Source organism: Allobosea sp. WAO (assembly GCF_001509835.1).
GTDB lineage: Bacteria > Pseudomonadota > Alphaproteobacteria > Rhizobiales > Beijerinckiaceae > Allobosea.
In genome coordinates this window covers 19,629-40,602 of record NZ_JXTJ01000001.1, presented here as the reverse complement: position 1 = coordinate 40,602, position 20,974 = coordinate 19,629, and the positions used below count along the sequence as shown (strand labels likewise).

21 protein-coding genes are annotated in these 20,974 nt (G+C 66.3%); 11 read left to right on the top strand and 10 right to left on the bottom strand.

What is annotated here, in order from left to right; all coding sequences use genetic code 11:
- Positions 1-8 precede the first annotated feature (8 nt).
- Both DK26_RS00210 and DK26_RS00205 read left to right on the top strand, forming a co-directional pair.
- A complete protein-coding gene (locus DK26_RS00210; RefSeq protein ID WP_066467158.1) occupies positions 9-1,019 on the top strand; it encodes a 4-hydroxyproline epimerase in 1,011 nt (336 codons plus the stop codon).
- A gap of 141 nt (positions 1,020-1,160) precedes the next feature.
- Positions 1,161-2,039: a bile acid:sodium symporter family protein gene (locus DK26_RS00205; protein ID WP_066467156.1), complete on the top strand. Its 879-nt coding sequence runs from the start codon at positions 1,161-1,163 to the stop codon at positions 2,037-2,039.
- 80 nt (positions 2,040-2,119) lie between these two features.
- Here the strand turns inward: DK26_RS00205 and DK26_RS00200 are convergent, their stop codons facing one another.
- Positions 2,120-3,367 carry an FAD-binding oxidoreductase gene (locus DK26_RS00200; protein WP_066467155.1) on the bottom strand — a complete coding sequence of 416 codons (1,248 nt, stop codon included), beginning with the start codon at positions 3,365-3,367 and terminating at the stop codon, positions 2,120-2,122.
- Positions 3,368-3,629: 262 nt separating this feature from the next.
- On the opposite strand from DK26_RS00200, the gene DK26_RS00195 reads away from it, so the two are divergent.
- The 3 genes from DK26_RS00195 to rpe all read left to right on the top strand — a co-directional run bounded on the left by DK26_RS00195 (position 3,630) and on the right by rpe (position 6,100).
- Positions 3,630-4,598: a hypothetical protein gene (locus DK26_RS00195; protein WP_066467154.1), complete on the top strand. Its 969-nt coding sequence runs from the start codon at positions 3,630-3,632 to the stop codon at positions 4,596-4,598.
- 47 nt (positions 4,599-4,645) lie between these two features.
- Positions 4,646-5,323, top strand: coding sequence for a glutathione S-transferase family protein (locus DK26_RS00190; RefSeq protein WP_210312444.1), 678 nt, complete (start codon positions 4,646-4,648; stop codon positions 5,321-5,323).
- 96 nt (positions 5,324-5,419) lie between these two features.
- Complete coding sequence (gene rpe / locus DK26_RS00185) at positions 5,420-6,100, top strand: ribulose-phosphate 3-epimerase (RefSeq protein WP_066467151.1); 681 nt, start codon at positions 5,420-5,422, stop codon at positions 6,098-6,100.
- A gap of 170 nt (positions 6,101-6,270) precedes the next feature.
- Here rpe and DK26_RS00180 read toward each other — a convergent pair whose 3' ends face one another.
- On the bottom strand, positions 6,271-6,621 hold the full coding sequence (locus tag DK26_RS00180) for a DUF1428 domain-containing protein (RefSeq protein ID WP_066467149.1): 351 nt from the start codon (positions 6,619-6,621) through the stop codon (positions 6,271-6,273).
- Positions 6,622-6,799: 178 nt separating this feature from the next.
- Here DK26_RS00180 and purB point away from each other — a divergent pair, with 178 nt between their 5' ends.
- The 4 genes from purB to DK26_RS00160 all read left to right on the top strand — a co-directional run bounded on the left by purB (position 6,800) and on the right by DK26_RS00160 (position 9,435).
- Positions 6,800-8,107, top strand: a complete 1,308-nt coding sequence (gene purB, locus DK26_RS00175) for an adenylosuccinate lyase (RefSeq protein WP_066467144.1) — start codon at positions 6,800-6,802, stop codon at positions 8,105-8,107.
- Between the two features lie 78 nt (positions 8,108-8,185).
- On the top strand, positions 8,186-8,437 hold the full coding sequence (locus DK26_RS00170; RefSeq protein ID WP_066467142.1) for a type II toxin-antitoxin system prevent-host-death family antitoxin: 252 nt from the start codon (positions 8,186-8,188) through the stop codon (positions 8,435-8,437).
- Positions 8,434-8,850: a type II toxin-antitoxin system VapC family toxin gene (locus tag DK26_RS00165; RefSeq protein ID WP_066467140.1), complete on the top strand. Its 417-nt coding sequence runs from the start codon at positions 8,434-8,436 to the stop codon at positions 8,848-8,850. Before DK26_RS00170 ends, DK26_RS00165 begins: the two co-directional genes overlap by 4 nt.
- Before the next feature lie 9 nt (positions 8,851-8,859).
- Positions 8,860-9,435 (top strand): alpha/beta hydrolase, encoded by a 576-nt coding sequence (locus tag DK26_RS00160; RefSeq protein WP_066467138.1) that lies wholly within the window; start codon positions 8,860-8,862, stop codon positions 9,433-9,435.
- Here DK26_RS00160 and DK26_RS00155 read toward each other — a convergent pair.
- From DK26_RS00155 to DK26_RS00120, 8 genes are all read right to left on the bottom strand, one after another.
- Positions 9,413-11,767: a DUF2235 domain-containing protein gene (locus DK26_RS00155; RefSeq protein WP_066467136.1), complete on the bottom strand. Its 2,355-nt coding sequence runs from the start codon at positions 11,765-11,767 to the stop codon at positions 9,413-9,415. The two genes, DK26_RS00160 and DK26_RS00155, sit on opposite strands and share 23 nt — an antisense overlap.
- 185 nt (positions 11,768-11,952) lie before the next feature.
- On the bottom strand, positions 11,953-12,618 hold the full coding sequence (locus DK26_RS00150) for a hypothetical protein (protein ID WP_066467133.1): 666 nt from the start codon (positions 12,616-12,618) through the stop codon (positions 11,953-11,955).
- 267 nt (positions 12,619-12,885) lie between these two features.
- Positions 12,886-14,001 carry a branched-chain amino acid ABC transporter substrate-binding protein gene (locus tag DK26_RS00145; RefSeq protein WP_066467131.1) on the bottom strand — a complete coding sequence of 372 codons (1,116 nt, stop codon included), beginning with the start codon at positions 13,999-14,001 and terminating at the stop codon, positions 12,886-12,888.
- Positions 14,002-14,150: 149 nt separating this feature from the next.
- Complete coding sequence (locus DK26_RS00140) at positions 14,151-14,504, bottom strand: DUF6867 family protein (RefSeq protein WP_066467386.1); 354 nt, start codon at positions 14,502-14,504, stop codon at positions 14,151-14,153.
- Between the two features lie 28 nt (positions 14,505-14,532).
- The gene (locus DK26_RS00135) at positions 14,533-15,264 is read right to left on the bottom strand and encodes an ABC transporter ATP-binding protein (protein ID WP_066467129.1); all 732 of its coding nucleotides are present in this window, start codon (positions 15,262-15,264) and stop codon (positions 14,533-14,535) included.
- Positions 15,261-16,160, bottom strand: coding sequence for an ABC transporter ATP-binding protein (locus tag DK26_RS00130; RefSeq protein ID WP_066467127.1), 900 nt, complete (start codon positions 16,158-16,160; stop codon positions 15,261-15,263). The genes DK26_RS00135 and DK26_RS00130 overlap by 4 nt, the downstream gene beginning before the upstream one ends.
- Complete coding sequence (gene livM, locus DK26_RS00125) at positions 16,160-17,542, bottom strand: high-affinity branched-chain amino acid ABC transporter permease LivM (RefSeq protein WP_157089431.1); 1,383 nt, start codon at positions 17,540-17,542, stop codon at positions 16,160-16,162. The genes DK26_RS00130 and livM overlap by 1 nt, the downstream gene beginning before the upstream one ends.
- 4 nt (positions 17,543-17,546) lie before the next feature.
- Positions 17,547-18,464, bottom strand: coding sequence for a branched-chain amino acid transporter permease subunit LivH (locus DK26_RS00120; RefSeq protein ID WP_066467126.1), 918 nt, complete (start codon positions 18,462-18,464; stop codon positions 17,547-17,549).
- 384 nt (positions 18,465-18,848) lie between these two features.
- Between DK26_RS00120 and DK26_RS00115 the strand changes: the two genes are divergently transcribed.
- Complete coding sequence (locus tag DK26_RS00115) at positions 18,849-19,988, top strand: dipeptidase (RefSeq protein ID WP_066467125.1); 1,140 nt, start codon at positions 18,849-18,851, stop codon at positions 19,986-19,988.
- Positions 19,989-20,122: 134 nt separating this feature from the next.
- Positions 20,123-20,926 (top strand): RNA methyltransferase, encoded by an 804-nt coding sequence (locus DK26_RS00110; RefSeq protein ID WP_066467124.1) that lies wholly within the window; start codon positions 20,123-20,125, stop codon positions 20,924-20,926.
- Positions 20,927-20,974: the final 48 nt, after the last annotated feature.

Genomic DNA, 20,974 nt, shown 5'->3' with positions numbered 1-20,974 from the left:
GATCAGCCATGGCGACCCACACCTTCTTCTGCGTCGACGGCCACACCTGCGGCAATCCGGTGCGACTGGTCGCCGGCGGCGGCCCGCGGCTCGAAGGCGCCAACATGGTCGAGAAGCGGGCGCATTTCCTCGCCGAGTTCGACTGGATCCGCACCGGGCTGATGTTCGAGCCGCGCGGCCACGACATGATGTCCGGCGCGATCCTCTACCCGCCGACTCGCCCGGATGCCGACATCGCCCTCCTGTTCATCGAGACATCCGGCTGCCTGCCGATGTGCGGCCACGGCACGATCGGAACCGTCACCATGGCGCTCGAGCGCGGGCTGGTGACGCCGAAGACGCCGGGTGTGCTGAAGATCGACACGCCCGCCGGGCTGGTGACCGCGACCTATGTCCAGAACGGCCCCTATGTCGACAGCGTGCGCATCACCAACATCGCCTCCTATCTGCATGCCACCGGGCTGAGCGCCGAGGTCGAAGGCCTCGGCGAGGTCACGGTCGACGTCGCCTATGGCGGCAATTTCTACGCGATCGTCGACCCTCAGAAGGCGATTCGCGACATCGCCGAGGTCAACCCGTCCGACCTGCTGCGCTGGAGCCCGAAGCTGCGCGCCGCCCTCAACGCCAAGTACCAGTTCATCCATCCGGAGAACCCGGCGATCAACGGGCTCAGCCACATCCTGTGGACGGGGGCTCCGACCAAGCCGGACGCCCATGCCCGCAACGCCGTGTTCTACGGCGACAAGGCGCTCGACCGCTCGCCCTGCGGCACCGGCACCTCCTCGCGCATGGCGCAATGGGCCGTACAGGGCAAGCTCAAGGTCGGCGACGACTTCGTTCATGAGAGCATCATCGGGACGCTGTTCCGCGGCCGGGTCGAGGCCGCGGCCAAGGTCGGCCCGCATGATGCGATCATTCCCTCGATCGAAGGCTGGGCCAGGATGACCGGCTACAACACCATCTTCATCGATGATCGCGACCCGCTCGCGCATGGTTTCCAGCTCGCGGACAAGAATTAAGGGTTTCGCAACGAATCGGCGTGCATCGGGCGCCACTTTTCCGTGTAGTTTGACTTGAACGGAACAATTGATCAGTAGCGTATCGTGGATATTGCGTAGTAGCCTGACCTCAAGGCGGTAACGCCAAGGGGGGAACGTATTATGCAGGCTTCGATCCTGACGGATCTGCTTTTGCCGCTTTCCATCGGCATCATCATGTTCGGCCTGGGATTGAGCCTGACCCTCGACGACTTCCGCCGCGTCGCGCGCTATCCGCTCGCGGTCGGCTCAGGCCTCACGCTCCAGGTCGTGATCCTCCCCCTCGGGGCGCTGGCGATCGCGCTGGCGCTCAAGCTCTCGCCCGATCATGCGGTCGGGCTGATGCTGCTCGCAGCGGCACCGGGCGGCGCCACCGCCAACATCTACAGCCACCTCGCCCGCGGCGATGTGGCCCTCAACATCACCCTGACGGCAGTCAACAGCCTGCTCTGCCTGGTGACGCTGCCGATCGTGCTCGACCTCTCGCTCGGCTTCTTCCTGGGAACGGAGCAATATGTGCCGCCGCCGCACCGCAAGGTCATCGAGGTCGGCGCCATCATCCTGATTCCGGTTACGCTCGGCATGCTGGTGCGCGCCCGGGCCGAGAGCTTCGCCCTGCGGGCCGAGAAGCCGATCAAGCTGTTCGCGATCCTGGTGCTGGCGGCGCTGATCGCCATCGCGATCTACATGGAGCGCAAGGCGCTGCTGCCGAGCCTCGTCGCGGTCGGCACCGCCTGCCTCGCCTTCAACCTGCTCAGCATGTTCTCGGGCTATCTCGCGCCGCTCGCCTTGCGCCTGCCGCGCAGCCAGGCCGTGGCGATCTCCATGGAGATCGGCATCCACAATGCCGCGCTGGCGATCTACATCGCGCTGAACGTGCTGAAAAACCCCGCCGCCGCCGTCGTGCCGGGCATCTACAGCCTGATCATGTATGTCACCGCGACGCTCTTCGTGCTGTTCCTGCTGCGCAGGCGACGCGCGGCAGCGAGCGCGCAAGGCTGAACGGCGACCCTATTGCCCTCATCCTTCGAGACGCAGCCTTCGGCTGCGCTTCAGGATGAGGGCCTTGAGAGGCAGAGCTGCTACCCGAACCGCGCCGCCGTGAAGGGCGTCGGATCGACGAAGACCTTCTGTCCCGTCACCATCTCGGCGATCATGCGGCCGGTGACGGCGGCGAGCGTCAGGCCGTGATGGGCGTGGCCGAAGGAGAACCAGAGGTTCTTGTGCTTCGGCGCCGGCCCGATGATCGGCATCATGTCCGGCGTGCAGGGCCGGCAGCCCATCCAGGGCTCGGCATCGAGGCGCTCGCCGAGCGGGAACAGCGTCTTGGCGATCGGCTCGGCCCGGGCAAGCTGCACCGGCGTCTTCGGCGCATCGCGATTGGCGAACTCGGCCCCGGTGGTCAGCCGCACGCCCTGGCGCATCGGCGCCAGGAAATACCCGCGCTCGGTATCGAGCACGGGGTGGTTGAGCACGGCATTGCCCAGCGGCTTGTAGTGCATGTGGTAGCCGCGCTTCACCGCCAGCGGCAGGCGATAGCCGAGCCGGTTGGTCAGCACGTCGGCCCAGGGGCCGAGCGCCACCACGGCGTCGCGCGCCTCGGCCTTGCCGCCATTGGCCAGCGCCACGCTCCAGAGCTCGCCATTCTGGCTGAGCGTGCCGGCATCGCCCTGCGCGAGCTGGCCGCCGAGCTTCTCGAACAATGCGACATAGGCTTTGGAGAGACCGAGCGGGTCGATCACCGTCACCGGGTCGGTCCATTGCAGGCCGCCGATCAGGCTCTGGTCGAGATGCGGCTCCTCGGCGCGTAACGTCGACGCGTCGAGGGCACGGTGGTTCAAGCCGTAATCGCGCTTCCAGCGCGCCGCCTCCGCCAGCCGCGTCTCCTGCTCGCGCACCGTGCGGAAGACCTTCATCCAGCCCTTGCGACGCAGGAGATCGGTCGCGCCGGCCTCCTGCGCCAGCGCGTCGTGCTCGCTGACGCAATGCTCGATCAGGGTCGCATATTTGTGCGCGATCGCCTCGTGCTGCGAGGCCCGCGAATGCATCCAGTACGACCACAGGAAGGGCGCGAGCTTGGGCATCGCGTTCCAATGGTAATGCGCGTCGATGGTATTGTTCATCGCATAGCGGATCAGCGCCCCGAAATCATGCGGGAAGCCATAGGGATAGACGCCTTCGCGCTGGATCAGGCCGGCATTGCCGTAGCTGGTCTCGCCGCCGGGCTGGCCGCGATCGACCAAGAGCACCGAGCGGCCCGCCTTTTGCAGGTGCAGCGCGACCGCAATCCCGACGATTCCCGCCCCGAGAACGATAGTATCCGTGCGCATCGCGCCAACTCCGCCAGCCCTTCCCAGCCGCCAACAATAACGCCCGCGCCGGGCCTGTCAGCACGAATGCGTAATTTTGCGCATATCCGGCTTATTTTTCGTAGTTTTTGCGCCTATCGAGAATTTTGATTCATTTCTGCGATCCAACAGCGCGATATCTCGCAACTTCCTGCCTCACGCATCGCGGCAATGCGGCGCCACGAGATGACGGGCGCGCGGCGATCGGCCAGTGTGGCGCCCCGCCCTGCTGTCCCGGCCGTCAATGCTCGCTTATCTTGCCTCCGCCCTCGCCCTGCTCGGCCGCTACGGCACGCAAGGGTTCGCATTGTCGATCTTCCTCGGCCTGGCCCTGCCGCAGTTCTCAGCGGCCGCCCGTCCGCTGCTGCCGGTCACGATCTTCTGCTTCACCACGGTCGTTTTCATGCGGGCGGATTTTGGCGTGATCGCCGGGCTGGTGCGTCGGCCGGCAAAGCTCGTCGCAACCTGTCTCTGGCTGCTCTTCGTCCCCGCCTTGCTGATCGCCGGCGCCCTTGTCCTGCTCGGCCGCGAGGCGCTCGACCCCGGCCTCCTGCTCGGCATCGCGATCATGGGGGCGGCACCGCCGATCATGTCCTCGCCCGCCGTTGCGATCCTCTACGGCTTCGAGCCGTCGCTGATCATCGCCGGCGTCATCCTCACGACCATCGTCAGCCCGCTGGTCGCGCCGCTGCTTGTCGATTTCCTGGCCGGCGCCGCCGTCCCGCTCGACCGGATGGCGCTGACCTTGCGGCTCGTCCTGTTCATCGGCGGCGGCATCGTGGTCGCTGCCGCCATCAGGCGCTGGCTCGGGGCGGCGCGCATCCGCGAGCTCAAGCCCAATCTCGATGGTTTCGGCGTGCTGATGTACTTCGTATTCGCCATCGCCGCGATGGACGGCGTCACCAGGGCGGCGATGGAACGGCCGGGCCAGGTCGCGCTCTTCCTCGCCGTCGCCTTCCTCATCTCGGCGATTGGCCTCGCCAGCGCCTGGCTCGCCCTGCGCCGCTTCCCGCGCTCGGAACGCTTCATGATCGGCTACGGCACCGGACAGCGGAACATGGGGCTGCTCGTCGCCGCGCTCGGTGCCGGGGTTCCGCCGACGACCTATCTCTTCTTCGCCCTCGCCCAGTTCCCGATCTATCTGCTGCCCTGGCTGCTGCGCGGCATCGCGGCACGGATCAGGCGGCGCGAGACATCTGCTGACTCCGCCTGACCGGAAGTAATGGGACAGTCGCTCCAAGAAAGATTGGAGCGACGACCATGATCACCCTCTATTCGGGGCCTCTGAGCCTGTTTTCGCGCAAGATCGAGATCGCATTGCGCGAGAAGGCGCTGCCCTTCGAGCGGATCATGGTGCCGTTCAACCAGACGACGGGCTACGACCCCAAGCATCCCGAAGTCGTCGCGATCAACCCGAAGCAGCAGGTCCCGGTGCTGAACGATGACGGGATCGTGCTCTACGATTCCACCGTCATCCTCGAATACCTCGAAGACGCTTACCCTGAGCCGCCGCTCTTTCCGTTCTGCCCCGGGGCCCGCGCCCGCTGCCGACTTGACGAGCTCTATGCCGACGAGATCATGCTGCAGGCGTTGAAGCCGCTTATGCACCGCACCAGCCCGCCCGCGACCGACCAGACCAGACGCTTCGCCCAGGAGGCTGACGCGCTGATCGCCGAGCAGGCGCTGGAGAAGCACTATGCGGTGCTCGAGGACCGGCTCGCCGGCCGCGAATTCTTCGGCGACGCCGTCTCGGTCGCCGATATCGCCCTGTTCATGAGCGTGCTGTTCTCGCTGCGCCTAGGCGGCCCTTTGCTCGCGCCGTTCGATGGTCTGTCGCGCTGGTTCGAGCGGCTGAAGCTGCGGCCCGCCTTCGCCCAGGCTGCGGTCGAGATCGCCGAGGCCGACCGGCGCCTGTCGTTTCCGCTGAAGCGGGCGTGAGGATTAGCAGCACCGAGCTTCGGCGACCGCACTCAGGCCCGCGGAATGTCGAAGTGGTGGTTCCGTGCGGACACGAAACAGGCTAAACGCCGCCGCATGAGCACGATCCGCATCGCCCCCTCCATCCTCTCTGCCGACTTCTCCAAGCTCGGCGAGGAGGTCCGCGCCATCGACGAAGCCGGGGCCGACTGGATCCATTGCGACGTGATGGACGGGCATTTCGTGCCCAACATCACCTTCGGCCCCGACGTGCTGAAGGCGATCCGGCCGCACACGAAGAAGTTCTTCGACGTCCACCTGATGATTGCGCCGGTCGACCCTTATGTCGAAGCCTTCGCCAAGGCCGGCGCCGACCTGATCTCCTTCCATGTCGAGGCGGGCCCGCACCCGCACCGGACAATCCAGGCAATCAAGGCGCAGGGCAAGCAGGCCGGCATCGTGCTCAATCCCGGCACGCCGGCGAGCGCCGTCGAGCCGCTGCTCGACGACCTCGACCTCATCCTCTTGATGACGGTCAATCCGGGCTTCGGCGGCCAGAGCTTCATCCATTCGGTCGTCGACAAGATCGCCCGCATCCGCGCCCTGATCGGCGAGAGGCCGATCGCGCTCGAGATCGATGGTGGCGCGACGCCCGAGACGGCACCGCTTGCAGCCAAGGCCGGCGCCAATGTGCTGGTCGCCGGCTCGGCCGTGTTCAAGGGCGGCCCCTCGGCCTATGCCGGCAACATCGCCGCGATCCGCAAGGCGGCGGAAGCGGCTCGCGGCGACTGGGTCTAGTTTCCTTCGGCCCCCCTCATCCTGAGGAGCCATTCCCAAGGGGACTGGCGTCTCGAAGGATGCTTCAGGAGGCTCCAGAACCATCTGGACCATCCTTCGAGACGGCCGCTGACGCGGCCTCCTCAGGATGAGGCCGTTGTGCTCCAGTCAGCCTCCCAAGCGTCGGACGTTCAAAGCTCGATCTGCGCGAAGCCGCCATAGATCAGGCGCTTTCCGTCGAAGGGCATCGGGTTCGCGCCGGGCTGCATGCGCGGATCGGCCATGATCTTTTCCCAGCCGGCATCGCGCGCCGCCTTGCTCGGCCATTCCACCCAGGAGAAGACGACGACCTCGTCCTCCTTCGCCTCGACGGCGCGGAAGAAATCGGTCTGCTTGCCGCGCGGGACATCGTCGCCCCAGTATTCGGCGACTTTCGTCGCGCCATATTCCTTGAACAGCGGCGCGGCCTTGCGGGCATGCTCTGCATAGGCCTCGCGATTGGCGGCCGGCACGGCCGCGACGAAACCATCGACATAGGACATCGGCGTTCTCCTTTGGGTCTGCGGGCGCCCTCGGGGGAAGAGCGCCCCGCCCAGCCGGCGCGGACGCTAGGCAAGGCGATGGTCCGAAGCTGTCAGCAGCCGTCCCCGGCATTCCGTCTGCGGCCCGCACGTGCTAGCGAGCGCGAAAGGAAACCTCTGTCCAGTTGCGAGCCCGCCGATGATCCCCCGCTATTCCCGCCCCGAAATGGTCGCGATCTGGGAGCCGCAGGCGCGCTTCCGCATCTGGTTCGAGATCGAGGCCCACGCCACCGATAAACTCGCCGAGCTCGGCGTCGTTCCCAAGGAGGCCGCGGCAACGATCTGGGCCAAGGCGAAGGATGCCACCTTCGACGTCGCCCGCATCGACGAGATCGAGCGCGTCACCAAGCACGACGTCATCGCCTTCCTGACCCATCTCGCCGAGATCGTCGGCCCCGAGGCCCGCTTCGTCCACCAGGGCATGACCTCCTCGGACGTGCTCGACACCACGCTCGCCGTGCAGCTCGCCCGCGCCGCCGACATCCTGATCGCCGATGTCGACGCGCTGCTCGCCGCCATCAAGCGCCGCGCCTTCGAGCACAAGCTGACCCCGACCATCGGCCGCTCGCACGGCATCCACGCCGAGCCGGTGACCTTCGGCCTGAAGCTCGCCCAGGCCTATGCCGAGTTTGACCGCTGCCGCGCCCGGCTCATTGCCGCGCGCGCCGAGATCGCGACCTGCGCCATCTCCGGCGCCGTCGGCACCTTCGCCAACATCGACCCGCAGGTGGAGGAGCATGTCGCGGCCAAGATGGGCCTGACCGTCGAGCCAGTCTCGACCCAGGTGATCCCGCGCGACCGCCACGCCATGTTCTTCGCCACGCTCGGCGTCGTCGCCTCCTGCGTCGAGCGCCTCGCGACCGAGATCCGGCATCTCCAGCGCACCGAGGTCTACGAGGCCGAGGAGTATTTCTCGCCGGGCCAGAAGGGTTCCTCGGCGATGCCGCACAAGCGCAACCCGGTGCTGACCGAGAACCTGACCGGCCTCGCCCGGCTGGTGCGCGGCATGGTCACCCCGGCGCTCGAGAACGTCGCCCTCTGGCATGAGCGCGACATCTCGCACTCCTCGGTCGAGCGCATGATCGGCCCCGACGCCACGGTGACGCTCGACTTCGCGCTCGCCCGCCTCACCGGCGTCGTCGACAAGCTGCTGATCTACCCGCAGAACATGAGGAAGAACCTCGACCGGCTCGGCGGCCTGCACAATTCGCAGCGCGTCCTGCTCGCGCTGACCCAGGCCGGTGCCAGCCGCGAGGAGAGCTACACCCTGGTCCAGCGCAATGCGATGCGCACCTGGGAGCATGGCGAGGACTTCCTCACCAATCTCAAGGCCGACAAGGACGTGACCGCGCGGCTCTCCGCCGCCGAACTCGAGGCGATGTTCGACGAGGGCTACCACTTCAAGCACGTCGACACGATCTTCCGCCGGGTGTTCGGCGAGGCTTGAGCCATCATGGGACGTGGCCCGGCGCTCGTGCTCCGGGCCGCGCTTGAACCGACTGGTTGACCAGTTTAAATTGCGGTCATGATCACCGTCGGCGCCTTCGAGGCCAAGACCAAGCTCTCCGAACTCCTCGACCGCGTCGAGCGCGGCGAGGAGGTCGTGATCACTCGCCATGGCAAGCCGGTGGCCAGACTCGTCTCCCAGGCGCCGGCATCCGCCGGTGCGCGGGATATTCGGGAAGAGATCATGGCCCTGCGTGAAAAACTCCGGGCTGAAGGCGTCTCGTTCCCGCGCGAGGAGATTATCGCCTTGCGCGATATGGGGCGCCGTTGAGCGCCTTGATCCTCGACAGCTCCTGCGCGGTGGCGATCATCTCGCCGGACGAGCAGAATGACGCCGTGCTCGCGCTACTGGACCGGATCATCGCATATGGCGCGTTCGCGCCCGCGCTCTGGCTATACGAGACCGCGAACGCTGCGCGCTTCAAATGGGCGAAGGACGAGATCACCGCCGCGACAGCCCGCGACGCGATCGAGAAACTGCATGCCCTGCCGATCGAAACCGTCGACATGGAGCCTGCCGTAATCCGCGGGGGCATCCTGACCCTGGCACAAAGGCATAATCTCACTATCTACGATGCGAGCTACCTGCATCTCGCCGTGATGCTTTCGCTTCCACTCGCAACCTTCGACAAGCAATTGATCGCCTCCGCCCCGAAAGAGGGCGTCGAACTCGTGAAGATCTGATCCTTATCCATGAAAACCTCCGACGCCGACATTCTCATCATCCCCGGCTGGTCGGGCTCCGGGCCCGACCATTGGCAGAGCCGTTGGGTCGCCAAGCTCTCCAGCGCGCGTCTCGTCGAGCAGGAGGACTGGTACAAGCCGGCCCGCGACGCTTGGGCGAACCGCATCGTCGCGGCGGTGCGTGCCGCGACCAAGCCGGTCGTCCTCGTCGCTCATTCAGCCGGCGTCAGCGCGGTTGCGCATGCGGCCGAGCATCTGAAGCCACATGAGGTCATGGGCGCCTTCCTGGTCGCCCCGGCCTCCGAGCGGGCCAAGCGTGCCATCCCCGGCATGGCGGCCGACTTCATTCCGCTGCCGCATAAGCCCCTGCCCTTCCGCTCGGTGCTGATCGCCAGCACCAACGACAGCTACTGCACTCCCGAGGAGGCAAAGGCGCTGGCGGAAGCCTGGGGCTCCGAATTCGTCGATGCCGGCGAGAGCGGCCATCTCAACACCGAATCCGGCCACGGCCCCTGGCCGGACGGCTTGCTGCGCTTCGCCGGCTTCATGCGCAGCCTGAGCGTCATTTCAACGGCGTCACAGTGACCTTCGCCGTGCCGCGGTTGTTGGCATAGAAGAGCTGGTAGAGGCCCAGCGGCAGGATCGCATCGTTGACGAAGAGAAAGAGCTCGCCCGTCCGCTTGGCCGTGATCTCCGCCGTCATCTCGCCGCGCCACGGTCCCGGCCTGCTCCAGTCGTTCGGATAGAGCGGATACTCGTCCCAGCCGAATGCGCCGATCCGGGCGATCGGCATGAACCAGAACTGGTCTAGCTTCCTTCGGAACAGCACGAAGGGCCGCAGATGCCAGGGGAACCGCTCGGCCTCGAAGCCCAGCAGATCGGCCTTGAAGGGGTCCGCCTCGGCGTCTGGCGGCGGCGGCTCTCCGTCACGCCAATCATGTTCGATCTTCAGCGTGATCGCGTAGCGCCGGCCCTTCTCCAAGGCGATTGCGCTCGCCCAGCAGACCGAGTTCGAGGTGAAATCGACCCTTCTCACCACCGCGTCAGTCGGGCGCAGATTTGCGTCCGTCGGCACGCAGTAGCCGCCCAGCGTCGAGGTCATCGTGACACCGATCCGGCTGACCATCGCCACGATCAGGAACAGCGCCGCGAGCCCGGCCAGGGTCGGCGTGATGTTCCGCTTCAGGATGCCCATCGCGGCCTGGTACGGTTTCGCCATCCGCAGCCGGTAGAGCGGACTTTCCTTGACGTCGCGCTCGCCGCTGCGCAGCGGCCTCAGCGTCGCCTTGGTCAGGTCGCGCCAGCGCGGTCGCATCGCGTCGCCGATCCTGGTCTGCAGCACACCGCCGACGAAAAGCAGGCCGCCGAAAATCAGCAGCAGCACCGCGAACGTCGCCGGATGGGTTCGCCAGCTCGCCAGCCAGAATTGCATGAAACCGGGTAGGAAGGAGGCGACCCCGTCGATCGCCGGCTGCAGGAAGCAGGCCGGCCCGGTGCAGGTTTCGGCTGCCGGCTTGATCACCGGCAGGGCGGCGACGGCGAGCAGCACGATGATGCTGGAGAAGTAGAACACCCGGCGGCGCCAGACATGGTTCCAGACCCATTCCTGGTCGTATGCACGCCACTGCGCCTGTGCGCTGTCCTCCATCGGATAGGGCAGCGGGATCGGCTTGTGGCCCGGCGCAGGTAGCTCGGTGATGCTGCCGTCCCGGCCGACCACGGCATAGCGATCCGGCAGCACGATCGGCGCATAGCCGGTCGCGCAGCTGCCGATCCTGCGCAGGACGCTCTCATGGATCTTGATCCGGTCGATCTTGACGAAGTTCCGGCCGATCTGCCGAGCGCCACGGGCGCCGAAGCTGTCGCGCGCGAGCAAGGCGAGCTTGCGCGGCTGGTAGCGATAGGAACCACCGAGGCCGCGCCTCGAATCGGCCATCGGCGCATCGTGGTCGGCGAGCTGCCTGACCCTGTCGACCTCGTCCCTCCTGAAGCGCAGGCCGCCCGTGCCGAGCGGCCCGTTCAGGCGGACCTGGTCCATCATCCACTCGAGCGAGACATAGGCGAGACCGTCGAGCGGATAGCCGCCGCCGACATTGGAGTGCATCCCGGCGAACCAGACCTGGCTGATCCGCTCCTCGTCGATATGGGTGGGCGGCGCCGCCTTCCGGTCACGCTGGTTCAGCCGGACCGCCTCGTTCCACAAAACCGGATGAAAGGTGTTGCGCTCGTCGTCGAGCGCCAATGCGTGACAGGCCCGCTCGACATGCTCGTGCAGGTTCCGGTCGGGCACCGAGAGCGGAAAGAAGACATCCCAGGCCCGCGTCAGTTCATCGATCGGCAGGCCATAGGCCGAGACCGTATCCCAGACGCCCATGAAAGCGATTCTGAGATCATCGGGCGGAAGCCTGGGCAGGCGCTCCACTCCTCGCAGCTTGTCGAGCCCCCGCAGCCCGAGATCGCGGACCGCGCGCGCCGTGCTCAGGATGCCGCTGAAGAACGCGCTCCGCGGCTTGAACCGGGTCCGGTACTTGCGAAAGGCGTCGTAGGCATCGAGCTCCATCTGCGCGTCGGAGCCCTTCCGCACCAGCCCCTCCCGGAGGACGAGCCCGGCGAGGATCCGCGCGGTGAAGGCCCCGCGGCTGAAGCCGAACAGGTAGATCCTGTCGCCTTCCTCATAGGTCCGGCTGAGCTGGAGGTAGAGATCGATGACGTTGCGCTTCAGGCCAAGGCCGAAGGCGCCACCCAGCATCGCCAGCGGCCGGAAGGTCGAGGTGCCGACGCCGTCATCGTAGAAGGCGATCTGGTCGGGGTTCGCCAGGTCGACAGCTTGATAGAGCCGAAAGACATTGGTCTTGAACAAGGCCGCCGCGCTGTTGCCCGTGCCATCCGAGAACAGGATGATCTTCTTGCCCGTCATCGCGCGCACCGGCTGGTTAGCTGACCAACACAACCACAGTGAGGCAGCGGGCACGAAATGCAACCGCGAAAGGCTCAGCGGCAGAACAGCATGGTTAAAAAGGCCCGCCCCGGATCGCCCGGAAGCGGGCTCGACCGCAGAATAGTGGCTGGCACGCCGCTCTCAGCCGCCTGTCATGGACCGTCTCAGTTGGCGGCGAAGCAGTAGAGCAGCCCGGCGCCGCCGGTGCTCCTGAGGGCGTCCTGACTGCAGCCGCCGCGCGACAGATGCGACATGTTCCAGGATTTCGAGGGTGGCGTGTCGTCGAGCCCCGAGCGGTCATGGTGACCGAGCATCACGGCGCCCTCGCTCCCGCTCCTGGTGTAGTTGCCGCAGGTCCGATCCTCGCCCGGGCCGAAGGCCGTGCCGTCGGCCTGCGAGCCGGTCAGGATATCGTGCTGGTTGGGCGTGTCGCCGCGACCGTTGACGACCTCGCCTTTCTCGGTGAGCGCGGTCTGCTTGGTGAGGCTTGCGGCGGCGCCATGCAGATCGGCGACGCTGCTCGCGATCACCGTGCCCTTGGCGTTGCGCCAGGGCCCGGCGCCGATCCGGTCGCGCGCATTGACCGCCGCCGCCCCGTCCGCCGCCTGCGTCGAAAGATAGGCCCGCCAGGTCCTGGCGCCGGCCCCCGCCGCTTGGGCGAGACGCTGGCAGATCGCATCGGCGCCTGCGAGCCCGCCGAGATCGGCCCCCTTGCCGGAGCCGGCGCTCGTCACGAAGAAGGTCATCTCGGCTGTCTGGGCCCGGCCGGCATTCGCCGTCAGCGCCAGCAGGCCAGCGGCAGCGACGAGTTCGATACATCTGACACGCATCGTTCGGCTCTCCTGTCCTGTTCCGCGTTCCGGGACGCGTCGCGCAGGGCAGCCCGCCCATGCTCAGCGACAGACCCAGCGACCGGCCCTCGCCCAGTCTAGCATGGCCTCGGCCTTGCTGCGGAATCGACGCCCGGCCCGAGAGCCTCTCACCGAACTCGGAGCTGGCGATGCCGAAATCGCGACAGATATCCGCCAAAAGAAAACCCGCCCCGGATCGCTCCGGGGCGGGCTCGTTTCAGGCCTGACGAAGATCAGCCGTCGAGATCAGTTCTCGACATAGGTGACCTTGCCGTCGGCACCCTTCTTCCAGGTGTAGATCGTGTAGTCCGGGCGGGTGATGTCGCCCTTCTTGTCGAAGCCGAGCTTGCCGATCACCGTGTCCACCGGCGCGCCGCCCTGCAGGGCCGCAGCGATCTTCTTCGGGTCGGTCGAGTTCGCGCGCTTGGCGCCTTCGGCCATGATCTGCACGGCGGCGTAGCTGTACAGCGTGTAGGCTTCCGGCTTGAACTTGCGCGCCTCGAACTTCTTGAGGACGGCAGCCGCCTCCGGACGCTTCTGCGGATCCGGCGGGAAGGTCATCAGCGTGCCCTCGACGCCGGGACCGCCGATCGTGGCGAACTCGTCGGTGGTGATGCCGTCGCCCGAGATCAGCACGGTCTTCAGGCCCTGGTCGCGCATCTGGCGCACGATCAGGCCGCCTTCGGTGTGCAGGCCGCCCCAGTACAGGTAGTCCGCACCGACTGCCTTGATCTTGGAGATCAGGGCCGAGAAGTCCTTCTCGCCGGCGTTGACGCCTTCATAGAGCACGTCCTTGACGCCCGCCTTGGTCAGGCCCTTGCGGGTCTCGTCGGCAAGGCCCTGGCCATAGGTCGTCTTGTCGTGGACGATCGCGATCTTCTTGTCCTTCAGCGTCTTGGCGATGTACTCCGCCGCGACACCGCCCTGCTGGTCGTCACGGCCGCAGGTGCGGAAGACGTTCCAGAGGCCGCGCTCGGTGATCTTCGGGTTGGTCGCCGAAGGGCTGATCATCAGGATGCCGTTCTCGGCATAGACTTCGGACGCCGGCATGGTGACGCCGGAGTTGAAGTGGCCGAGCACCCATTTGACGCCGTCGCCGACGAACTTGTTGGCGACCGAGACGCCCTGCTTCGGATCCGACACGTCATCGCCGAGCGAGATCGTGATCTTCTGGCCGAGCACGCCGCCGGCCGCGTTGATGTCCTCCACCGCCTGCTCGGCGCCGTTCTTCAGCTGCGCCCCGAAGGCCGCGTTCGGGCCGGTCAGCGGGCCGCCGACGCCAAGCTTGATCTGTGCATTCGCCACGCCGGAAAAGGCGAGGACCGCGCCAAGGGCGATTCCGCCCAAGAGCAGCTTCTTCATGTCTCGTGACTCCCCTGTTTAGCTATTTAACGGGTCGGCCGGGGCCGGCCCGTCTCGGCGCGTGGTGCCACCGTGGAGCGCAGTCTTGCGCTTTTTCAGGATGCTGTCACGCGGCAAGGACGTGAACTTTCGTGGTGTTTTTGAGCCTTTCAGGCGCTTTCCCGGGCCTTCCAGGTGAAGGGGCCGGTGCGCTCGTAGAGCCAGCGATATTGCGTCGTCATCTGCCGCGTGCGGTTGTAGCGCCAGCCCGCAAGGCCGAAGGCGAACAGCACCAGCGTGTCGACCAGGTAATAGTGGAGCGTGAGCAAGGTCGCCTCGAACAGGGCGAAATGGATGAAGCGGATCACCAGGCCCAGAACCAGCGTGTAGATCACCAGTTGCAGGAGCGGGCGCCAGGTGATCGCAACTGCCCGCCCCGTCATCCAGGCGGCCCAGCCACCCATCACCACCGTGACGAGAAGGAACAGCCAGATCGTCGGCTCTTCGTAGAGGATGCCCTGCATCATCGTGCTCCCATCCAGCCCGCCGCCATCAGTGCCGGCCGCCTTCGAGATAGGCAGCGCGCACCTGCGGATTGGCCAAAAGCTCCTTGCCGGAACCGCTCATGGTGATGACGCCGTTGACCATGACATAGCCGCGATGGGCGAGCTTCAGCGCATGGAAGGCGTTCTGCTCGACCAGGAAGACGGTGAGCCCCTGGCTGCGGTTGAGCTCGGCGATCGCCTCGAAGATCTGCTTGACGATCAGCGGCGCAAGGCCGAGCGAGGGCTCGTCGAGCAGGAGCAGCTTCGGCCGCGCCATCAGCGCACGCGCGATCGCCACCATCTGCTGCTCGCCGCCGGATAGAGTGCCGCCGCGCTGCTGCAGGCGCTCCTTCACCCGCGGGAAGAGCGTGCACATCTTCTCGAGGTCTTCCTCGAAATGCTGGAGCCCGGCGACGGAGGCCCCCATCTGCAGGTTCTCCAGCACGGTCATGCGCGGGAAGATCCGCCGCCCTTCCGGCGACTGGGCGATGCCGAGGCGGGCGATCTCGTGGCTCGGCATCCTGGTGATGTCGCGCCCGTCATAGGTCACCGTGCCCTCGCGGGCCTGCGGATTGCCGAAGATCGTCATCATCAGCGTCGACTTGCCGGCACCGTTGGCGCCGATCATCGTGACGATCTCGCCTTGGTTGACGTCGATATCGACGCCCTTCAGCGCGATGATCTTGCCGTAGAAGGTCTTGACGCCGCGAACGCGCAGCAACGGCTGTGCCTCGCTCATAGGCCGACCTCCGCTTCCACGGCCGCGACCTCTTCGTCGTCGACCCCGAGATAGGCGGCGATGACCTTCGGGTCCGCCTGGATTTCCTGCGGCGTGCCGTCGGCGATCTTGGTGCCGTAGTCGAGCACCACGACATGGTCCGAGATTTCCATCACCACCGACATGTCGTGTTCGATCAGGAGCAGCGCCGTGCCGAGATCCCTGCGGATCGACAGCAGGAGGTTGTTGAGCTCGAGGCTTTCGCGCGGGTTGAGGCCAGCTGCCGGCTCGTCGAGGCAGAGCAGCACCGGGTCGGTGCACATGGCGCGGGCGATCTCGAGCCGACGCTGGTCGCCATAGGGCAGATCGCCGGCAGGGTCGTCGGCCCGGTCGATCAGATTGATCTTCTCGAGCCAGAACTTGGCCTTCTCGATCGCCTGCTTCTCGCGGGCCTTGTAGCCGCCGATGCCGAGCACCCCGAGGAAGGTGAAGCCCGAGGCGATCATCAGCGGGTTGTGCTGCGCGACCAGCAGGTTCTCCAGCACCGTCATGCCGCTGAACAGGCGGATGTTCTGGAAGGTGCGGGCGATCTTCGCTTCCCAGGCGATGCGGAAATCCGGCATCCGCTCGAGCAGGTGGACGGAGGCCCGGTTGATCGAGGAGACGCCGCGCTGGGTCGTGTCGGCGATCAGCTGATCGGTGTCGGGCAAGGGATGGATCAGCGCCATCCGCCCCTCGGTCGGCTTGTAGAAGCCGGTGATGCAGTTGAACACCGTCGTCTTGCCGGCACCGTTCGGCCCGATAAGCGCGGTGATCTCGCCGGTGCGCGCCTCGAAGGAGAGGTCGTTGACGGCGGTCAAGCCGCCGAAGCGCATCGTCAGGTGCTCGACCTTGAGCAGGGTGATCGCCTCGCTCATCAGCCGTGACCTTCCTGGACCATGTCGGCCGAGATCGCCTTCTTCTCCTTCAGGAAGGCCGTCGGTTCGCGCGTCGAGATCAGCCCGCGCGGCTTCCAAATCATGATCACCACCATGGCGAGGCCGAAGATCAGCATGCGGTACTTGGTCGGGTCGAAATCATTACCGAAGACCTGCTTCAGGAAGTCGAGCTCGCGCAGAAGCTCGGTGCCGCCGATCATCGCGGTCGCCGCGATGGCGCAGCCCCAGAGCGAGCCCATGCCGCCGAGCACGACGATGGCGAGAATGATCGCCGATTCCATGAAGACGAAGGATTCAGGTGAGATGAAGCCCTGCCGCGCCGCGAAGAAGGAGCCGGCGAAGCCGCCGAACATCGCGCCGAGCGAGAACGCCGTCAGCTTGGTGTTGGTGGTGTTGATGCCGAGCGAGCGGCAGGCGATCTCGTCCTCGCGCAGCGCCTCCCAGGCCCGCCCGACCGGCAGACGCCGGAGCCTCAGGCTGACGAAGGCGGTGAGCAGCGCGAGACACAGGATGACGTAGTAGAGGAAGATCGTCCGGTAGAGCGGCGTGAATTCCAGCCCGAACACCGCGGCAAAGCCGTTATCCGCCGCGGTGAACGGGATGCCGAAGAAGGTCGGCCGTGGAATGCCGGAGATGCCGGCATAGCCGTTCGAGAAATCCGTCCAGTTGACCAGGACGAGGCGGATGATCTCGCCGAAGGCCAGGGTCACGATGGCGAGATAGTCGCCGCGCAGACGCAGGACCGGGAAGCCGAGCAGCATGCCCCAGAAGGCGGCGAGGATCCCCGAGAGCGGCAGCAGGATCCAGAAGGACAGGCCGAAATTCTTGGCCAAGAGCGCGTAGGAATAGGCGCCGACCGCGTAAAAGGCGACATAGCCGAGATCGAGCAGGCCGGCGAGGCCGACGACGATATTCAGCCCCCAGCCGAGCATCACATAGATCAGGATCTGGACGCCGAAATTGTCGATCCATTTCAGCGCGCCGCCCCAGCCGGCGAGCGTGATCGCAATGATCGGGAAGACCAGCAGGAAGCCGAGACCGAACAGCGAGAACAGCCCGGAATGGCGCTGGAAGAAGCCGATCGTGCCGTGCGGCAGAAGCCGGACCGCCGGCTTGTTCGGATCGCGCGTCTGCTGGCGCAGCGCCATCAGGAAGCGCCCGACGAAGACGATCGCCACGGCCCAGGCGACCGTGTCCCAGCGCGGATCGAGAACGAGCTGGTTCTCGATGTTCTGGCGGGTGCCCCAGGAAATGATCGGGATGCACAGGCCCAGCGTGATCAGGCCGGCGAAGGCCGCCTCCTTCAGGGCCGCCATCATGTCGGCCTGGCGCTTGGCCGGCGTCGTTGCGTCCATGGCCATCGCGTCAGACCTTCTCGACTTCGGGCCGGCCGAGGATGCCGGAAGGCATGAACACGAGCACGACCGCCAGGATGCAGAAGGCCGCGACGTCCTTGTAGTCGATGGTGAAATAGGCCGACCACATCACCTCGATGAGGCCGATCAGGAGCCCGCCGAGCACCGCCCCGGGCAGTGAGCCGATGCCGCCGAGCACCGCCGCGGTGAAGGCCTTCACGCCGGGCACGAAGCCGTCATGGAAGGAGACGACGCCGTAGAGCACGAGGTACATCACGCCGGCGACGGCGGCGAGCGCAGCGCCCATCACGAAGGTGATCGAGATCGTCCGGTCGACGTCGATGCCGAGCAGGGACGCCATCTTGCGGTCCTGCTCGCAGGCCCGCTGGGCCCGGCCGAGCGAGGTCTTCTGCACGATGAACCAGAAGGCGGCGAGCAGCACCACGGTCGAGACGATGATGATGATCTGCTTGTAGGAGATCGAGACCGGGTAGGTCGCGCTGTCGATCAGGAGGATCGACTTGTTCAGCATCGGCGGGATCGGCTTGTTGCGCGGGCCCTGCACGACCTGGACGAAGTTCATCAGGAAGATCGACATGCCGATCGCCGAGATCAGCGGCGCAAGGCGGAAGGAGCCGCGCAGGGGCCGGTACGCCACCCGCTCGATCGTCCAGTTCCACAGCGAGGTGAAGAACATCGCGAGGATCAGCACGAAGAACAGCGCCAGCACGATCAGGCCGGCCCCGAGCCAGGCCGAGATCAGCATGAAGAAGATCAGCGCGATGAAGGCCGAGAGCATGAAGACGTCGCCATGGGCGAAGTTCACCATGCCGATGATGCCGAAGACCATCGTGTAGCCGATGGCGATGAGGCCGTAGATCGACCCCAGGGTCAGCCCATTGATGAGCTGCTGGACGAAGACTTCCATTGACGACGCCTGTCCCCTCGAATCAGCCCGTTCTTAGGAGTCGACATGACGTCGACGCATGCGGGATACGATCACGACGCAGAGCTACCAACCGCCTGCGTTGCCGACAATCCACCCGGGCCACATTTCTGTCAAAAGCAATCTGCGCCCCTTTGCATATGCAATTACCGGACGAATTTGCGGCCCCGCGAGCCTCTCCCGCAAGATAATTGCGCGCCCTGCGAGGCAAAATACGACCATGGTTGAGGCATACGAAACGCAGGGAAACGCATAGCGCGCGGAAAGCCCCCGAAATCGATGGCTGCCAGACGGTTTTCGCACTCGCGCCTCAGGTCCGCTCCTGCCACCATCGGCCATCGCGATTCCTGCCTTCGAAGGTAAGCCATGGCCCTCGCCTCGCCCCCCATCGCCGACGCCGCGCAGGCGCAGGCGCTCACGCTCCTGGAGCATGTCGCCCTGATCGACGGGCATAACGACATGCCCTACGTCCTGCGGCTTGACGCCGCGGCCAAGGGCGACGTCGCCGCCTATGATCTCGGGCGGGTCCATGCCGAAACCGACACCGACATTCCGCGCATGAAGCAGGGCCGACTCGCCGGCCAGTTCTTCGCGGCCTATGTCCCGCCGAACCAGAAGAATCCGGCCGGCTTCGCCCTGGCGCAGATCGCGCTGATGCGCGAGGTCACCGCCCGCCATGCCGACGTCTTCCGCCCCGGCCTCGCAGCAGAAGACGTCGCCGCAGCCAAGGCCGAGGGCAAGATCGCCCTGTTCATGACGATCGAGAACGGCTCGGCCGTCGACGGCGAGCTCGACGCGCTCGACGCCTATTACGGCCTCGGCGTGCGCCTGATGACGCTCTGCCACAACGGCACCCATGACTGGTGCGATTCGGCCACCGACGCGCCGCGCCACAACGGGCTTTCGGCCTTCGGCAAGGCGGTGATCGGCCGGATGAATCGGCTCGGCATGGTCGTCGACCTCGCCCATGTCGCGCCGAAGGCGATGCATGACGTGCTCGACGTCACCACCGCGCCGGTGGTCTGGTCGCACTCCAACGCCTTCTCGCTCTGCGACCACCCGCGCAACGTGCCCGACGACGTGCTCGACCGCGTCGCCGGCAATGGCGGCGTCGTCATGGCGACCTTCGTGCCCGACTTCATCAGCCAGGCCTCGCGCGACTGGCACCGCCCGGCCAAGGACCAGTACGGCAAGACGCCGGACGGGCTCGACTACAAGGCGGCCGAGGCCGAGATCGTCAGGAAGTCCGGTCCGCGCCCCAAGGCGACGCTCGCGGAGTATTGCGACCACCTCGACTATCTCGCGCAGCGCATCGGCCATGACCATGTCGGCATCGGCTCGGACTTCTTCGGCGGCGCCGTGCCAGAAGGGCTCGAGGACGTCTCGACCTTCCCGAACGTGATCGCCGAACTGCTGCGCCGCGGCTGGTCGGAGGCGAACCTCGCCAAGCTCGCCTCGGGTAACACGCTGCGGGTGATGCGGGCCGTGGAAGCTGCGGCCGGCTGAGCGGCCGGCCAGCGACGGAGCACGCAGAAAACAGGGGAAACGCCGGTGATTTCCGGCGTCCCCGTGCCCCCTGCCCGGTTGACGGCGCGCGGGCGGCAGGCGCAAAGCTGCGCCCGCTTCAGGAAACTCCGCGCATGACCGGCTCCGGCACCGACCGCACCCGCCCTCCCGTCACGGGGCAAGCTCCCATCGTGATCCTGGTCGAGCCGCAGCTCGCCGAGAACATCGGCATGTGCGCCCGCGCCATGGCGAATTTCGGCCTGTCCGAGATGCGGCTCGTCGCGCCACGCGACGGCTGGCCGACCGGCGGCGGGCTGAAGAAGGGCGCGACCTCGGCCGCCTCGGGCGCGACCCATATCCTCGACAATGCCAGGCTCTATCCGGACACCGCCTCGGCCATCGCCGATCTCAACCATGTGCTGGCGACGACGGCGCGCGAGCGCGGCCAGATGAAGCGGGTCTACACCCCGGCCGAGGCGATGGCCGGCCTCGGCGAGCGGATCGGCGGCGGCGAGCGCGTCGGCATCCTGTTCGGGCGCGAGCGCATCGGCCTGACCAATGAGGAGATTAGCTTCGCCGATGCGATCCTGACCTTCCCGGTCAACCCGGCCTTCGCCTCGCTCAACCTCGCCCAGGCGGTGCTGCTCTGCGGCTATGAGTGGTTCAAGACATCAGGTGGCGAGCCGGTCTTCCGCGAGAACAACCCCTCCCCGCCCGCGACACGCGCGACCGTGCTCTCGATGTTCGACTATGTCGAAGCCGAGCTCGACCAGTGCGGCTTCTTCCCACCGGGCAAGAAGGCGATCATGAGCGCCAATCTGCGCGACATCCTGCACCGGCTGGCAATGACCGAGCAGGAGGCCCGCACGCTGCGCGGCGTCTTCAAGTCCCTGACAGAAGGCCCACGCCGGCGGCGGCCCGAAGAGCCGGCAGCCTAGGACATCTTCGAGCGAAGTCGGTACCGGTTCGCGTGGAGAAAATGCGGA

Excerpts from the sequence above, each read along its gene's own strand:
- DK26_RS00135 (WP_066467129.1), bottom strand. The coding sequence starts at position 15,264 with ATGAGCGAGGCACAGCCGTTGCTGCGCGTTCGCGGCGTCAAGACCTTC.
- DK26_RS00110 (WP_066467124.1), top strand. The coding sequence starts at position 20,123 with ATGACCGGCTCCGGCACCGACCGCACCCGCCCTCCCGTCACGGGGCAA.
- DK26_RS00200 (WP_066467155.1), bottom strand. The coding sequence starts at position 3,367 with ATGCGCACGGATACTATCGTTCTCGGGGCGGGAATCGTCGGGATTGCG.
- DK26_RS00140 (WP_066467386.1), bottom strand. The coding sequence starts at position 14,504 with ATGCAGGGCATCCTCTACGAAGAGCCGACGATCTGGCTGTTCCTTCTC.
- DK26_RS00150 (WP_066467133.1), bottom strand. The coding sequence starts at position 12,618 with ATGCGTGTCAGATGTATCGAACTCGTCGCTGCCGCTGGCCTGCTGGCG.
- DK26_RS00120 (WP_066467126.1), bottom strand. The coding sequence starts at position 18,464 with ATGGAAGTCTTCGTCCAGCAGCTCATCAATGGGCTGACCCTGGGGTCG.
- DK26_RS00210 (WP_066467158.1), top strand. The coding sequence starts at position 9 with ATGGCGACCCACACCTTCTTCTGCGTCGACGGCCACACCTGCGGCAAT.
- DK26_RS00190 (WP_210312444.1), top strand. The coding sequence starts at position 4,646 with ATGATCACCCTCTATTCGGGGCCTCTGAGCCTGTTTTCGCGCAAGATC.
- DK26_RS00130 (WP_066467127.1), bottom strand. The coding sequence starts at position 16,160 with ATGAGCGAGGCGATCACCCTGCTCAAGGTCGAGCACCTGACGATGCGC.
- DK26_RS00170 (WP_066467142.1), top strand. The coding sequence starts at position 8,186 with ATGATCACCGTCGGCGCCTTCGAGGCCAAGACCAAGCTCTCCGAACTC.
- purB (WP_066467144.1), top strand. The coding sequence starts at position 6,800 with ATGATCCCCCGCTATTCCCGCCCCGAAATGGTCGCGATCTGGGAGCCG.
- DK26_RS00145 (WP_066467131.1), bottom strand. The coding sequence starts at position 14,001 with ATGAAGAAGCTGCTCTTGGGCGGAATCGCCCTTGGCGCGGTCCTCGCC.
- DK26_RS00155 (WP_066467136.1), bottom strand. The coding sequence starts at position 11,767 with ATGACGGGCAAGAAGATCATCCTGTTCTCGGATGGCACGGGCAACAGC.
- DK26_RS00115 (WP_066467125.1), top strand. The coding sequence starts at position 18,849 with ATGGCCCTCGCCTCGCCCCCCATCGCCGACGCCGCGCAGGCGCAGGCG.
- DK26_RS00180 (WP_066467149.1), bottom strand. The coding sequence starts at position 6,621 with ATGTCCTATGTCGATGGTTTCGTCGCGGCCGTGCCGGCCGCCAATCGC.
- livM (WP_157089431.1), bottom strand. The coding sequence starts at position 17,542 with ATGGCCATGGACGCAACGACGCCGGCCAAGCGCCAGGCCGACATGATG.
- DK26_RS00195 (WP_066467154.1), top strand. The coding sequence starts at position 3,630 with ATGCTCGCTTATCTTGCCTCCGCCCTCGCCCTGCTCGGCCGCTACGGC.
- rpe (WP_066467151.1), top strand. The coding sequence starts at position 5,420 with ATGAGCACGATCCGCATCGCCCCCTCCATCCTCTCTGCCGACTTCTCC.
- DK26_RS00160 (WP_066467138.1), top strand. The coding sequence starts at position 8,860 with ATGAAAACCTCCGACGCCGACATTCTCATCATCCCCGGCTGGTCGGGC.
- DK26_RS00205 (WP_066467156.1), top strand. The coding sequence starts at position 1,161 with ATGCAGGCTTCGATCCTGACGGATCTGCTTTTGCCGCTTTCCATCGGC.